We start from the raw sequence: 13864 nt of genomic DNA on the forward strand, positions 1-13864 counted from the left end.
CCGGGGATAGCTTTAAACAAACTTTATTTTTGCTGCTATAATTAAAACCTAAAATAAGGAATAAAATCTAATTTTTGTTAGAGGCGAAGGAACCGCGAAAGGATGACCAACGACCAACCCAGTATGACCAGACTAGAACGCCAAACCCCCCACAGTGGATACCATTGGAATAGTAGTCCACGCCGGTTTTTTGAAGGGTGGTATTATCGAGTCACCTTACCCACGGACCGCCAAACTTTTGCCTTTATGTATTCTATCGAAGACCCCGCAGGCGGTTCCCCCTATAGTGGGGGCGGTGCTCAAATTTTAGGGCCGGATGATGGCTATTTATGCCGCACCTTTCCCGATGTTAAAGGATTTTGGGCCTGGTCTAGCAGTTTAGCCTTGGGTCATTGGGGAAAAACCGAGTTACCTTACCCGCCGGACTATTTATCCCCCCAGGAGTTCGATCGCTACATTGAACAAGGCTATCAAGGGACCGCCACTTGGCATCAGGGTAAATTGTGCGACCCTGGAACCGGACAGCATTGCGAATGGCAATATGCCATCTCCCCGATCTACGGATGGGGCGATCGCCAACGGGGTCAGTTAGCAACCGCCGGGTTACTCTCATTTTTACCGATGTTTGAACCCGGTTGGCAAATTTTGATGGCCCACGGTTTGGCAACAGGTTGGATAGACTGGAACGGCAAGCGCTATGAATTTGCCAATGCCCCTGCCTACGCCGAAAAAAACTGGGGGGGTGCTTTTCCCGAAAAATGGTTTTGGGTTAATTGTAACTGCTTTGACGACGAACCAGACCTCGCCTTAACCGCCGGAGGGGGACGCCGGGGGGTCCTGTGGTGGATGGAGTCCGTGGCCCTGATTTGTATCCATTATCGCGGGGAGTTTTATGAATTTGTCCCCTGGAATTCTCAAGTGAGTTGGGAGATTGATCCGTGGGGTCGGTGGCAAATGCAGGCGAGTAACGATCGCTTTACCGTCGAACTCACTGCCACCACAGATCAACCCGGAACGCGCCTGCGTGCACCCACCCAAGAGGGATTAACCTTTGTTTGCCGAGATACTATGCAGGGTCACCTCACTCTCACCCTGCGATCGCACCTGGGGGCCCAATCTTCGGTAATTTTCCAAGCGACCAGTTCCCTTTGTGGGGTCGAAACCGGCGGCGGTCCTTGGACGGAAACCTGGCGATCGGGCTGATTAACCCGAGAATCCTGAAACTTTTGACCGATTCACAACCCGATCTTGAAGTAAGCACATCACAAAGTTATCCACATAGTGGCAACATCCATTATATCGAAAGTATAGCCAGAACGCGAACTGCCGGAGATATTAGCCTCTGTGCCGACGGAGAGATTAACACCGGGAATGTTACCTCAACAGTAGCCTTGGGTAGTGGAAATATCAATCTCAACCGTAAGATTGCAGAGGTGAATATCGGAAGTCGGTGGACTCAGGAACAAACACTTTACCCCAGAGAATTTACTCCAGGAACCCTAAAACTATCCCTATCCCATCATTCACCTTGCCACTCACGGCGAATTTAAGTTTGGGAGTCCTAATACTCAGCTATGGATTCCGGAAATGGGTTGGAACAATCCCCTCATCGAGTTATTAGTCTTTTCTGCCTAGGATACCGCATTAGGGGACAAACGAGCCGAATTTTAGCCGCCCTGTGGTACATCAGTGATCAAGGCACTCTAACAGCGAGGACCGAGTTTTATAGCCACCTCAGCGATGCCAAAATTAAAGCTGAAGCCTTACGGGAGGCAAAAATTGCTAGGATTCTTAGGAAAGTCCGCTGGAGGCGATCGCACCAATCCGCAAACAGACGCTTAAGCCCCTCATCGTGCCTATCATAGCGGACGCCATAGACACAAAAGCAACAACTTCACTCGTTACAACAACCCTCAACCCCATCTCCCCAATCCTCCCCCATCCTCCCCATCTCCCCCATCCTCCCCATCTCCCCCAATCCCCCCATCCCCCATCCCAAGACCAACCACAAATGACCAAGGACAAATCCTGTACTATTAGGGTGAAGTGCGTTCAGAGAGACTAGCAAACATGAGTGCAGCAGGCACCTCAGAGGAAATCGTATTTGGTACCGATGGATGGCGGGGGATTATCGCCCGGGATTTTACCTTTGCCAACGTGCGGAAGGTGACGAGGGCGATCGCCGCTTATCTGGAAACCGCCTACAGTAAAGATAAACCCGTTTTAATTGCTTATGACCCCCGCTTTTTAGCAGACCAATTTTCTCAAACAGCGGCGGAAGTCTTAGCAGATTTGGGTTGGACTGTCAAGATGACGGACCGGGATTGTCCGACTCCGGTGATTGCTTATAATGCCCGCCATCTGAATACTGCCGGTGCGTTGATGTTCACCGCATCCCACAACCCGGCCCCTTATTGTGGCATTAAATATATCCCCGATTATGCGGGTCCTGCTACCCCAGAAATCACCGATACCATTGTGGCAAATATTGCCAAGGCATCGGATGCACCGCCCTCGGGTAAGAATACCGATAAAATTTCCATTTTTGACCCTAAACCTGCTTATTTGGAATTCATCTACACCTTGCTGGATGTGGATACCATTCGTAAGGCGAAACTCAAGGTCAAATATGATGCATTGTATTCCACGTCCCGGGGTTATTTAGACCTAGTTTTAGAGCATTGCGGTTGCGAAACTGAAAGCTTCCACACTTGGCGGGATGTCCTGTTTGGGGGAGGAATGCCTGAACCCAAAGGGGAAATGCTGGTGGAGTTGGTGGATGCCGTCAAAAAAGATAATGCCGATTTGGGTTTGGCAACGGATGGGGATGCCGATCGCTTCGGGATTGTGGATGAAAAAGGAAATGTTCTTACCCCCAATACCATCCTGCTATTATTAGCAAAGCATTTGCTCCAAAATAAAGGCAAAAAAGGTGCGATCGTCCGCACAGTTGCCACGACTCACCTGTTAGATAACCTGGCGGAAAAATACGGTTTAACCCTCTATGAAACCGCTGTTGGGTTTAAATATGTCGGGGAAAAAATGCGGGAAACGGATGTGCTCATCGGCGGAGAAGAATCCGGCGGTTTGAGCATTTTGGGTCACATTCCCGAAAAAGATGGCATTCTGGCTGATATGTTGGTGGCTGAAGCAGTCGCTTTCGCCGGTAAACCCCTGAGTCAATTGGTGGAAGAGGTGATCGCCGAAGCGGGCGGTCCTCTCTATAACAACCGTCTGGATTTACACTTAACAGAAGCCCACAAAGCGGCAGTTCTGGACGCTTACCTGAAAAATCCCCCGACAGAAGTTGCGGGAATTCACGTCAAAGAAGTGGGTCGCAAAGATGGGATTAAACTCTATCTTGAAGATGGCGGATGGGTGTTGTTACGTCCCTCGGGAACGGAACCTTTGATTCGGGTTTATATGGAAACAAATTCTCCCGAAAAACTCCAAAAAGTCGGCCAAGAAATGCAGGCTAAAATCGATAAACTGGCTCCGGTTGCTGCCTAGTAACTCCCCAGGAAACGGCAGGGGTTTAAATCCCTGCCGTTTGTTGTTGTAAATGAGGATAAAACAGTATGCCCATTACCAAACTGATTCCAATCTTAGTCAGTGCGATCGCCGCCATTTGGGTCGTCGCGATCGCCCTCCTATCGGTCCAAAATGCTACCCCAGTTTCTTTACAATTTTTAGGATTTAGTTCGATTCAGCTTCCAGTAGGTCTGGTCTTAGCCGCTAGTACCGGATTAGGGATGATTGGAGGGGCACTGGTCCTCTCTGTGTTGAGTAAGGGGCGAAATTTTTCCTGAGTCTTAATACTCCGGTTCCATTGCACTACAATTTACTGAATTTAACGGCTTGACAAACGGGCAAAAATCGGATAAGAGTTTAACTCAATTCCCTAACCCCGATCGCCGGGTTCTATCCCCTAAACTTTTATATTTAACTCCTCTCTCACCGCATTTAAAGTCTCGACCTAGCCCCCTAAAAATCCCTTTAACCTATTTTTAACAAGCCATGCACCAAGCCAAATTAGCGCGGCGGTTTTCCTTAATCCTGTTAGCGACAACCTTCTGTAGTTCCATGCCGAGGGCAGTCGGGGCGATCGCCTCCGAACCCCTCTCAACTTCTCCCATCCCGGCGATCTCCTCCGCGCCGGAACTGAGAATCTGGGAATTTGACCCCTATACCAACGAACTGCAAATTACCGTCCCCGAGGGCGTCACCCCAGACTATTCCATCCTCACCGACCCTCTGCGGATTGCGATCGATATCCCCAATGGCGACAATCCCGTACAATCCAGCGCCGAAAATTATCAAGGGACTGTCCGTGAAATTCGGATTGCTCAACTGGAATCGGGGATCACCCGGATTGTCATGGAATTTGCACCGGGAGTTACCCTCGACTCCAATGCCGTCACCCTCACCCCGATCGGACAAAGTAATCGCTGGGTGATTCGTCCATCAGTACAACTGGCCGAGTCCCTCCCTACTACGGTAACGGTCACGGAATCGACTGGGGACATTCGCACTCTGCCTATGTTACCGCCATCGGCAGCGAATCAGCCTCCAGCGATTTCCTTGCCCTCACCCACCCTAGAATCAGGGGAATTTAACCCCAACTCAGAACTGGAGCAAATGCCCATTCTGAATGTGCCACCCCCGCCACCGCCACCGCAACTGTCAGAATTAAACATCCCCGTTGAAGATGCCCGATCGCTGGAAGTAACCGACGCGTTAGACTTTGAATTGCCGGTGGAAACCCCAACTGTAGCCAATAGTAGCCCCACCGTCACCGTTCCTCCCGTGGAAAGTGCGTCCGTTGAGGAGGCGATCGCCCAGAGTACCCCAGTTCCGGTGACTGTGGAACCAGAAATTGCACCCCCCGCACCCTCCCCCACCCTGGAAACACCCAGGGCCCGGAATCCCGAGACGGATAGTATCCTCGCCTTTGGACAACCCCTGCCGACAACCGGGGCGATCGCGACGGGTCCCGCACCTGTAAGCGCTGAAACTCCCCCATCCCTACCCGAGGAAGTCGCCGCAAATATCCCTTCTGATGTGTTGCTCTCTTCTGGAACGGTCCTGGTTCTGAGCTATCCTGGTTCCGTGGCGATCGCCCTAGAAGATAACCTCCCCAGACAAGAAGTCTTGATTGTCTATTCCGACATTTACGATCGCACCGGCCAATTAATGGCCCCGGTTGGTACTCCAGTGATTGGCAGTTTCGTACGCGATCGGGGCAACATCCGCTTTCAAACCCAATCTATCATCCTCAAAGGTCGTGCTATCCCCTTCCTGGCGGAATCCGAACCCCTTGACGGCAATCGAGATATTTCCCAGAGAAGAACCATTAGTTATTCCGCAGTAGGGGCCGTTGCTGGTGCGGTCCTTGGGGGTTTAGCCGGAGGTCCTTTATTAGGCGGGGCCGCTGCTGGTGCCGTCACCTCACTTCTGCGTTCTGATATTGCCGCCATTGTCGAGCCCGGACAACTTCTCCCGGTGCGTTTAAGTGAACATTGGCGGTAATCCTTACAGAACAATAGGCGAACCGTTTTTACAGCTACCCCTAGATTTACTGCGATCGTCCCAAAACAGACAAGGGGAGAATCGATGCGCATCGATTCTCCCCTTGTCTGTCCATAAATATGGACAACTGACACCCAATCCCGTTCCTCAAGAACACTTGAGGCTGTTTAATTCAAGAGGGTTGCATCCTTGTTTCTGGATTACCTGGGATTAAAATATCGTTCATCTCCCGGGAATCCACTGAAATCAAAGCGACTGCTTGTTGGAGGGCCTCAACCCGAGTCGCCGTCATGTGGTGAGGGGGTAACAGTTGCACAATTCCAAACCGTTCTAATCGACGTTTAATCTGACCGGCAGCACCGACGATAAAGACATGACGACCTTTATCTATGGCATCTTTAATGGCATTTTCGATCGCCAGAGAAGAAGTCACCCCTAACATGGGCACCTCACTCAGGTCCAAAATCAGCACGTCAAAATTCTCCACTGCCGACTGTTCCCGAGCGATCGCTTTGGAGACTCCAAAAATCATCGGTCCACTGATATGGAACAGCAGAATCCGGCCATTCCCTTCTTGGAGTAACAGTTTTTCTTCATCCGTCATCCGAATTTCATCATCGGCATCGGTAATCGCTTTGACATCCTGTCCATGAAGATCGCTCATCCGTTGGATCGTCAGGATATTAGCAATAAACACCCCTACTCCAACCGCCACGATTAAATCGACAAAGACTGTCAGCGCAATCACTGCATACATAATCAGTGCTGCTTTCACCGAGACGCGGTGAGCCCGTTTGAGGAAGGCCCAATCGATAATATCAACCCCAACCTTGAGGGCGATCGCGGCCAACACTGCCATTGGAATATTTTCCGTTAGACGCGCTGCCCACAAAATCACCACCAGCAAAATCGCGGAACGGGTTAAACCAGACAAAGCACTTCGGCCACCCGCTTGGATATTCACCACCGTTCCCATTGTCGCACCGGCACCGGGAAGTCCTCCGCAGAGTCCTGAAACGATATTCCCAATCCCTTGTCCGATTAATTCTTTATCTGAATCGTGGTGAGTCCGGGTCAAACTATCAGCAATCACAGAAGTCAGCAGGGAGTCAATACAACCGAGCATCCCCAACACAATGCCATCAATCAGCATTTCCCGAAATGCCGTGACGGTAAACACCGGCATATTTAATTGGGGCAGTCCCATTGGAATGACACCAATCGTCCGAATATCCGCAGTCGAGAAAAACACCAGGGCAAAAACTGTCCCAACAATTAATGCCACCAATTGCGGGGGTACAATCCGCTTAAATTTGGAGGGCATGAAGAACAGAATCCCTAAAGTCAAAGCCGCTAAAATTGCTTCAGGTACGTCAATATTGCTCAAAAACATTGGCAGATTGCGCAGGGTTCCGAGTACCCCTCCTTTACTAGGATGACCTAAAAAAGGTCCTAGCTGCAGGATAATCATAATCAAGCCAATTCCAGACATAAAGCCCGAAATTACCGTGTAAGGCATCAGGGTAATGTATTTACCCAATTTGAAGATGCCGAAGATAATTTGAAACAGTCCCGCCAGCATGACCACGGTAAAGGCCATTGCTAATCCGTTCTCTGGATTTTTGGCAATCATGGAGGTCACGATCGCTGTCATGACCACGGTCATCGGTCCCGTGGGTTCAGACATCAGGGCAGGAGTTCCGCCAAACAAGGCCGCAAAAAAGCCTACGCAAACCGCACCATAAAGACCCGCTACGGGTCCGGCACCCGAGGAGACCCCGAATGCTAAGGCCATTGGCAGAGAGACGATCGCCGCCGTGACACCCCCAAAGGCATCCCCGCGTATGTTCTTCAAATCGATCTGATTAAAAATACTCATGATTAGACTATAAATTAGAGGCTTTAATCGCCCTGCAACGAATTGGATTGTCTAATCATATAGGAACCGGAATCCTTAGCAACAGTTTGAAAGCCTAAAAACCTTCAAAGTTTTTTATGACTATGATTACAACGACCCTTATCTAGTTCAAAAAAAGCTGCAACCTCTCTCCAGGAATCGGTTCGGGGATCAATGACTCGCGACGTATCCCGCGCGATCGCCTAGCTCTCTTGCAGTGGATTGATTGTTTTCTAGGGGGGGTATAAAGAATAATCAATGGTTAAAACTTTAACTAGCATAAATACTCAGTAGACCTCTCGCTTTCATTGTAGAGTGTTCCCTTAAAAAGAGGGTGGGGGATCAATCCGGTATTTGGTCAGATGTCTATTCCTGATGCCTACAAATAACGCTCAATAAACTCAGTTTAACTTGCCCATAACCTATCCCCGGACTCAAACCCATGAGGAGGCATCACCACAAGACCGATCAGGAACCCTAAAAATGCAAAAGGACGCGGAGGTTAATCCGCGTCCAGATATAAATGCAATATTCAAGGGGATAACGAATCCCCTGCGCCTTAAAAGCGTTCAGTTTCTGCCGGTGTGCCTCCAGATCCCTGGAAGAACAGATTTCCAGCGGCGTCATTCTGATAAATGCAACTAATGTTTGGGGTATTTTCCAAAGCGCCGGTGAATCCAAAGGTGTTCATCCGATTTTTGCAATCGCGCACTTGATCATTGGTGACCAGTTTGCGTTGCTCTAAAATATTCCAGGTATTGGTTCGCAGGACACATCCCGGCTGCATTTTCGGCTGGGATATATAGACATTGAAGGGATTAAGGGTGACGAAAATGCGAGTATCCATCACCATCGCACTGGCTCCATATTGAATGCAGAGTTCCGGGTTAGGGGCGCTGCGATCGATGACTTCCCGGGATGCCACGTTTTCTGGACTAAAGTTGGCGGTAGAGCTAAAGGCAATACCGATCCCGATTCCCAGCACGAACACCCCAGCTAAAATCGCCAGGGAGGTGTAGTTAAAGGGGGATGAGGATTTTGGTTTTCGATACATGGTCTTTGGGGGTTTTGAGACGTTGGTTTGGGAGGGGTTGGAAGATCTCTATCTATTAGTATGCCGAATCTGATTCCCAGATGGCTGTTCCTCAAGGGGGCGATCGCTAGGATATTCTTCTCTTCTCTCTGCTTCAATACGGTAATCCCACCCTTTTAGAACCTGAAATCAAGCGCCAACACCTCCCAGGAACCCCGACTCCTAAGCCGCTGTATTTTTTGACCCTAGGTCAACTCGTGGTAAAATTTTAAAGCCTGTGGGCTAATTGGAAGTCTCTTAAAAAAAGATTAAGGTTTAATGAAAAAATTGGATTAACGCTAAATTTTTATTTTATTTTTACAATTTTTCAGGGTAAATGCAAGATAAAAAATGGCAAAATAGGCTTAAGGGATTAGAGGGTTCATTTCAGGGATTTCACGGTCATCTACAAAAGAGCTGCTCCGGTGAAGCCTTGACTGGGAAAGGGTGAAAGATTTCTGAGCTTTGACTCCGCCTCGTCAATTGGGTGAGATTTGGGCTGAAGAGTTCGGAAAATCGATCAAGTTCGGTAAAATTTTAAATGAGGAAAATTACAGGCTGTCAATTGATGAATTGACAGGTTTAATTATGGAAAAACACTTGGTAAATTTAACCTTAAAATTAGTTTCTGATCGAGTTGATTACGTTTTAAAAACTTATCCTTACTCTCTTTATAAAAACGTACTCGACGACTCAGATTTTCAGTTAGAACTCATTGCCTATATTTTAAATCGAGTCCCTAGTCTGTATGTGGTCACCGGGGACGATCGCCCGGGGATTCGATTCTGCTTAGGGTCCTCCGAACAATTCCATTTGGAAGGGTTAATTCATGAAGGTATCCATGTGATTCTCCCCAAGGTCTTGAAAACCCCCCCCCAAGAATTTTGTGACCTGCTTAAACCCCGTCCCTACACCAGTACAGAAAAAGGTAAATCTCAACCAACCCCAGGGGAAGCGAGTCAGGTATCCTGTCAGTGGGATGAACTAGCAATTTATGCTCGAACCAAGTGGGTTGAACAGAATGGGATGCCTATGCAATAACCCCATCACCGTTTGATTATACTCGCATAGTCTACCGTCCTAGGGAAGACAAAAATCCCATGAAACTGGGGATGCCAGAACTTCGTCTTGACTTCAAAGACAAGGCACTGCTAATTTTGGAGGACCGGAATCAAAGATTCAGGTCAATGGGCTGATTATGCAACATTTCTTAACAAAATAAAGCAACCTCTTGCGTTTTCCCAGGCATGACCTGCGGTGAAAAGTCACCCGAATGAGGGAGGCGATTGAATAGAAACGAGCATAAAGTAACGGGATATTCCGGATGGGGCATCCGCAAAGGGCGAAGGTATTCCCTCGTCAATCGCGATCGCCCTCCCCATCACAGAAAACAGACCAACGGAAATCCCTTTTGGATGAAGTGGAGTGAAATCGCTTCCAGGGTGCATGACTTGTGGATTAAGACCGGGATCGAGGGACTCATTCCTCAAATCTAGGGATTTAATTCGAGCCCGGGCAGACACCGGAAACGCAGGTTATGCTTGGGAAGATTTATTATAGATTAAATGTGCTAAGGGCTTGCGAATTATGACTCATTGCATCAATCCCGATTGCCAAAATTCAGAAAATACCCATTACGCTGACCAGTGTTCTAGCTGTGGGCAACCATTGCTTTTAAAAAGCCGCTACCGCTGCTTGGAACTCCTGGGTCAGGGAAAATATGGCCGCACCTTCTTAGCGGTGGATGAAGACAAACCCTCAAAACCTCGTTGCGCGATTAAACAGTTTTTCTCCGGAAAAACTGACAAGGCGATCGCCCGATTCCGAGGGGCTACTCCTGGATCCCCAAAAGCATTGACCTCAGAACTCATGCTTTTGGATGAATTAACCCAGCATCCGCTCATTCCCGAACTCTATGCTTCTTTTGAAGAGAATGGCAGTCACTATTTAATCCAAGAATATGTTGAAGGCCAAAATTTAGCCGCTGAACTCGCTGAAAGCGGCCCCTTTAATGAGAAAAAAATTCGTCAAATTCTCACCGATGTTCTGCCGGTGTTGAAATTTGTTCATAGCAGTTTGTTGATTCATCGGGATATTAAACCTGAGAATCTCATTCGCCGCCGCAGGGATGACAAAATTATTCTCGTTGATTTTGGTACCATCGAACATCCCACGGGGATGAGTTCGATGACCTCTGCCACGGCCCTGGGTTCGGCAGAATATGCCGCCCCTGAACAAACCAAAGGCCAAGCGGTTCAAGGGAGTGACCTGTACAGTCTAGGTGTCACCTGCTTACATCTGTTAACTGGACTGCCGCCCTTTGATTTGTACAGCATTAAAACGGAAAGTTGGGTCTGGTCTGAGTATCTCACTCAACCTGTCAGCCAGCAGTTAAGCCGGGTTCTTGATACCCTGGTGCAGCGAGACGTCAAACAGCGCTATTCCTCCAGTGCGGAAGCCCTCAAAGCGCTAAATGCTCCCAATTTTGAAGCGGTATTACCTCCCCCTAACAAGCGGGTAGCAACCTTCGTGGGCGGGGCAGCGATCGCCGTCTTGTCCATGACCCTCGGCTATCGGGCACCGACTTCCGTCCCGGTGAGTTTCCAGCAGGAACCCTCGGAACCGCCATTGGCACCGCCTCAGATGATGTATCGGGTTAAACATCCGGAACTGTCTTACAAACTCCCAGCCTTCCGCGAAGAGTCTAGCTATCCGATTTCCACCGTTGAACCCATGCGGACCTTGGCGATCGCCTCGGGACCTGTCTGGTCTGTGGCGGTCAGTCCTGATGGCAGTACGATCGCCTCCGGCAGCACCGATGGCACCATTCAACTTTGGCAAGTTAGCACCGACAACGTTCGCGTTCCCCTCCGCATTCTCAGCGGTCATTCCGACCCGGTATGGACCCTAGCGGTCAGTCCCAATGGGAACCTCCTCGCCTCCGGCAGTGCAGATAAAACCATCAAGCTTTGGGACCTCAGAACCGGGGAATTACTCGGAACCCTGAAGGGCCATAAAGCTGGGGTCTTCTCCATTGCCTTCAGTCCCGATAGCCAAAGTCTCGCCTCTGGCAGCTTCGATAAAAGCATCAAAGTTTGGCGACTCCATGCCAATAACTACTCCGGAATCGCCGGTTCTGAAGTTCGCAGTTTCATCGGTCATTCCCAAGAGGTTCAGTCTGTCGCCTTTAGTGCTGATGGTCAAACCCTCGCCTCTGGCAGTACCGATGGCACAGTCAAACTCTGGAACTGGCAAACTGGCAAACTGATCCGCACCCTGTTGGGACATTCTGATGCCGTCTGGTCTGTCGCCTTCAGTCCCGATGGCAATACCATCGCCTCGGGAAGTTGGGATAAAACCATCAAACTCTGGGATTTCAGCAGTGGCCTCCCCATCCGGACCCTCAAGGGTCATTCGGAACAGGTCCATTCCGTCGCCTTTAACCCCGATGGACAAACCCTCGCCTCGGGAGACCTGGGTGGCACGATTAAGCTGTGGAAAATGGACACAGGTTCCCAAGTCGGAACTCTCAAAGGACATACCGATTGGGTGGGGGTCGCCTTTAGCAAAAGCGGCAAAACCCTAGTCAGTGGCAGCTTTGATGACACGATCAAACTGTGGAAAGTCAATCCGTAGTCCAATCTCAGGGCGTAGCTTCCTGTTTGAATTCTTAAAAAACGCGATCGGGTTTGTTTTGGACACCCGATCGCGTTTTTTCTCTCGGGTGTTCTCGCCAATCAAAGGGCGCAACCCAGTTTCAGGTTTTTCCAGGGAAGATAAATCCGGTTTCTGGTCCTTTGGATCTAATTTTGGAGCATTGCACAGCGCGATCGCCGGGTTACAAATCACAGCCTCCAGTCCCCAAATCCTATACAATCGATAAAACCCCATTCCGATCCGGTGAGCGCATCCCGGTTTTAGGCCGGTAAAACTCTATTGTTCAGTTTATATTGTTTTTATATTGAGTCTTGAGTTTCAACCCCAAATCACTTTGAATAGCAAGGTAGGCAAGCGTGATGACCCCTGATAAAATAGGGTTAGTGTTAGTAATTGACGATTCCTCCACTAACCTAGAATTGCTCTATGATATTTTGACTGAAGTGGGCTATGAGGTCCTTCTGGCAAAACAAGGAAAAAAAGGCATTGAACTTGCCCAAAGTCATCCGGTTGATCTGATTTTACTGGATGTCATCATGCCAGAACTGGATGGATTTCAAACTTGTAAACTTCTGCAAACTACTCCCGAAACCCATCATATTCCGATTATTTTCATGACGGGCATTTCTGATAATTTAGAAAAAGCCAAAGGATTAGGACTTGGGGCGGTAGATTATATTACTAAACCTTTTTATAAAGAGGAAGTTTTAGCTCGAATTAAAATTCATATTAAATTACGTCGATTAACCCGGGAATTAATTCATGAGAAAGAATCCCTCGAACAACGGGTTGAAGAAAGAACCGCTGAACTTTCTCAAATCTTGGCGGAACTCCAACAAACTCAACTCCAATTGGTCCGGGGGGAAAAACTTTCTTCCATCGGCCAATTAGTGGCGGGGGTGGCTCATGAAATTAAAAATCCCTTGGGGTTTATTGCTGGGAACATTGATTTAGCCACTGAAGCGGTGGATCATTTAATTGAATATGTCGAACTGTATCGATCGCAGTTTCCGAATACCGGAGAAGAAATTCAGCGCAAAGGGGTGGAAATTGATATTGAGTATCTGTTAAAAGATTTACCCAAAATGTTGGCTTCCATGAAGGTGGGGACCGATCGCATTTGTAATCTCAGCACTTCTCTGGGAACCTTTTGCCGTTCTGATACCAGTGTTAAAGTGTTGGCAGATATTCATGAAGGACTCGATAGCACCTTAATGATTTTACAGCATCGGCTCAAACCTACTCCTCACCGGAGAGAGATTAAAATCGTTAAAAACTATGGTAAAATTCCTCCAGTTCACTGTTATCTCGGCCAGCTTAATCAAGTATTTATGAATATTATTTCTAACGGAATTGATGCGTTAGAAGAGGTCCTAGGAAATTCTGCTTTCCCTGAAAATTTTGGGCCACAAATCACCATTAATACCCAACTAAGCACTGATCAGCAACAGATTATGATTCAGATTGCTGATAATGGTCAGGGAATGACTCCCGAAGTAAAATCCCAAATTTTTGATTATTTATTTACCACAAAACCTGTGGGAAAAGGGACCGGATTAGGGCTATCTATTTCCCTTCAAATTATTAAAGAAGCTCACAATGGTAATTTAATCTGCTATTCTGAATTAGGGAAAGGAACTGTATTTGAGATTCAGATTCCTATTAATGATTCCCCGGCGATCGCGGGCTGATGGATGGCATGGGCGAGC

General features: G+C 48.4%; 12 protein-coding genes. 10 read left to right on the forward strand and 2 right to left on the reverse strand.

The window, feature by feature from the left end:
- Positions 1-102: 102 nt before the first annotated feature.
- The 6 genes from NG796_RS16550 to NG796_RS16575 all read left to right on the forward strand — a co-directional run bounded on the left by NG796_RS16550 (position 103) and on the right by NG796_RS16575 (position 5529).
- A complete protein-coding gene (locus NG796_RS16550) occupies positions 103-1203 on the forward strand; it encodes a tocopherol cyclase family protein (protein WP_261207945.1) in 1101 nt (366 codons plus the stop codon).
- Between the two features lie 23 nt (positions 1204-1226).
- Positions 1227-1550, forward strand: a complete 324-nt coding sequence (locus tag NG796_RS16555; protein WP_261207946.1) for a hypothetical protein — start codon at positions 1227-1229, stop codon at positions 1548-1550.
- A 24-nt stretch (positions 1551-1574) separates the two neighbouring features.
- Positions 1575-1865, forward strand: a complete 291-nt coding sequence (locus NG796_RS16560) for a CHAT domain-containing protein (protein WP_261207947.1) — start codon at positions 1575-1577, stop codon at positions 1863-1865.
- Positions 1866-2070: 205 nt separating this feature from the next.
- Positions 2071-3510, forward strand: a complete 1440-nt coding sequence (locus NG796_RS16565) for a phosphoglucomutase/phosphomannomutase family protein (protein ID WP_261207948.1) — start codon at positions 2071-2073, stop codon at positions 3508-3510.
- 68 nt (positions 3511-3578) lie between these two features.
- Positions 3579-3809, forward strand: a complete 231-nt coding sequence (locus NG796_RS16570; protein WP_261207949.1) for a LapA family protein — start codon at positions 3579-3581, stop codon at positions 3807-3809.
- 208 nt (positions 3810-4017) lie between these two features.
- A complete protein-coding gene (locus NG796_RS16575) occupies positions 4018-5529 on the forward strand; it encodes an AMIN domain-containing protein (RefSeq protein ID WP_261207950.1) in 1512 nt (503 codons plus the stop codon).
- 172 nt (positions 5530-5701) lie between these two features.
- On the opposite strand, the gene NG796_RS16580 is transcribed toward NG796_RS16575, so the two are convergent.
- Together NG796_RS16580 and NG796_RS16585 are read right to left on the reverse strand one after the other, a co-directional pair.
- Entirely contained in the window at positions 5702-7408 is a 1707-nt protein-coding gene (locus NG796_RS16580) for a SulP family inorganic anion transporter (protein WP_261207952.1), read from the reverse strand.
- 577 nt (positions 7409-7985) lie between these two features.
- Positions 7986-8480, reverse strand: a complete 495-nt coding sequence (locus NG796_RS16585) for a DUF3172 domain-containing protein (RefSeq protein WP_261207953.1) — start codon at positions 8478-8480, stop codon at positions 7986-7988.
- Between the two features lie 606 nt (positions 8481-9086).
- Here NG796_RS16585 and NG796_RS16590 point away from each other — a divergent pair.
- The 4 genes from NG796_RS16590 to NG796_RS16605 all read left to right on the forward strand — a co-directional run bounded on the left by NG796_RS16590 (position 9087) and on the right by NG796_RS16605 (position 13846).
- On the forward strand, positions 9087-9539 hold the full coding sequence (locus NG796_RS16590) for a late competence development ComFB family protein (protein ID WP_261207954.1): 453 nt from the start codon (positions 9087-9089) through the stop codon (positions 9537-9539).
- A 245-nt stretch (positions 9540-9784) separates the two neighbouring features.
- Positions 9785-9994: a hypothetical protein gene (locus NG796_RS16595; protein WP_261207955.1), complete on the forward strand. Its 210-nt coding sequence runs from the start codon at positions 9785-9787 to the stop codon at positions 9992-9994.
- 91 nt (positions 9995-10085) lie between these two features.
- Positions 10086-12134: a serine/threonine-protein kinase gene (locus tag NG796_RS16600; protein ID WP_261207956.1), complete on the forward strand. Its 2049-nt coding sequence runs from the start codon at positions 10086-10088 to the stop codon at positions 12132-12134.
- A 380-nt stretch (positions 12135-12514) separates the two neighbouring features.
- The gene (locus NG796_RS16605) at positions 12515-13846 is read left to right on the forward strand and encodes a response regulator (protein ID WP_261207957.1); all 1332 of its coding nucleotides are present in this window, start codon (positions 12515-12517) and stop codon (positions 13844-13846) included.
- Positions 13847-13864 lie beyond the last annotated feature (18 nt).

The sequence above is a fragment of the Laspinema sp. D2d genome (assembly GCF_025370755.1).
GTDB lineage: Bacteria > Cyanobacteriota > Cyanobacteriia > Cyanobacteriales > Laspinemataceae > Laspinema.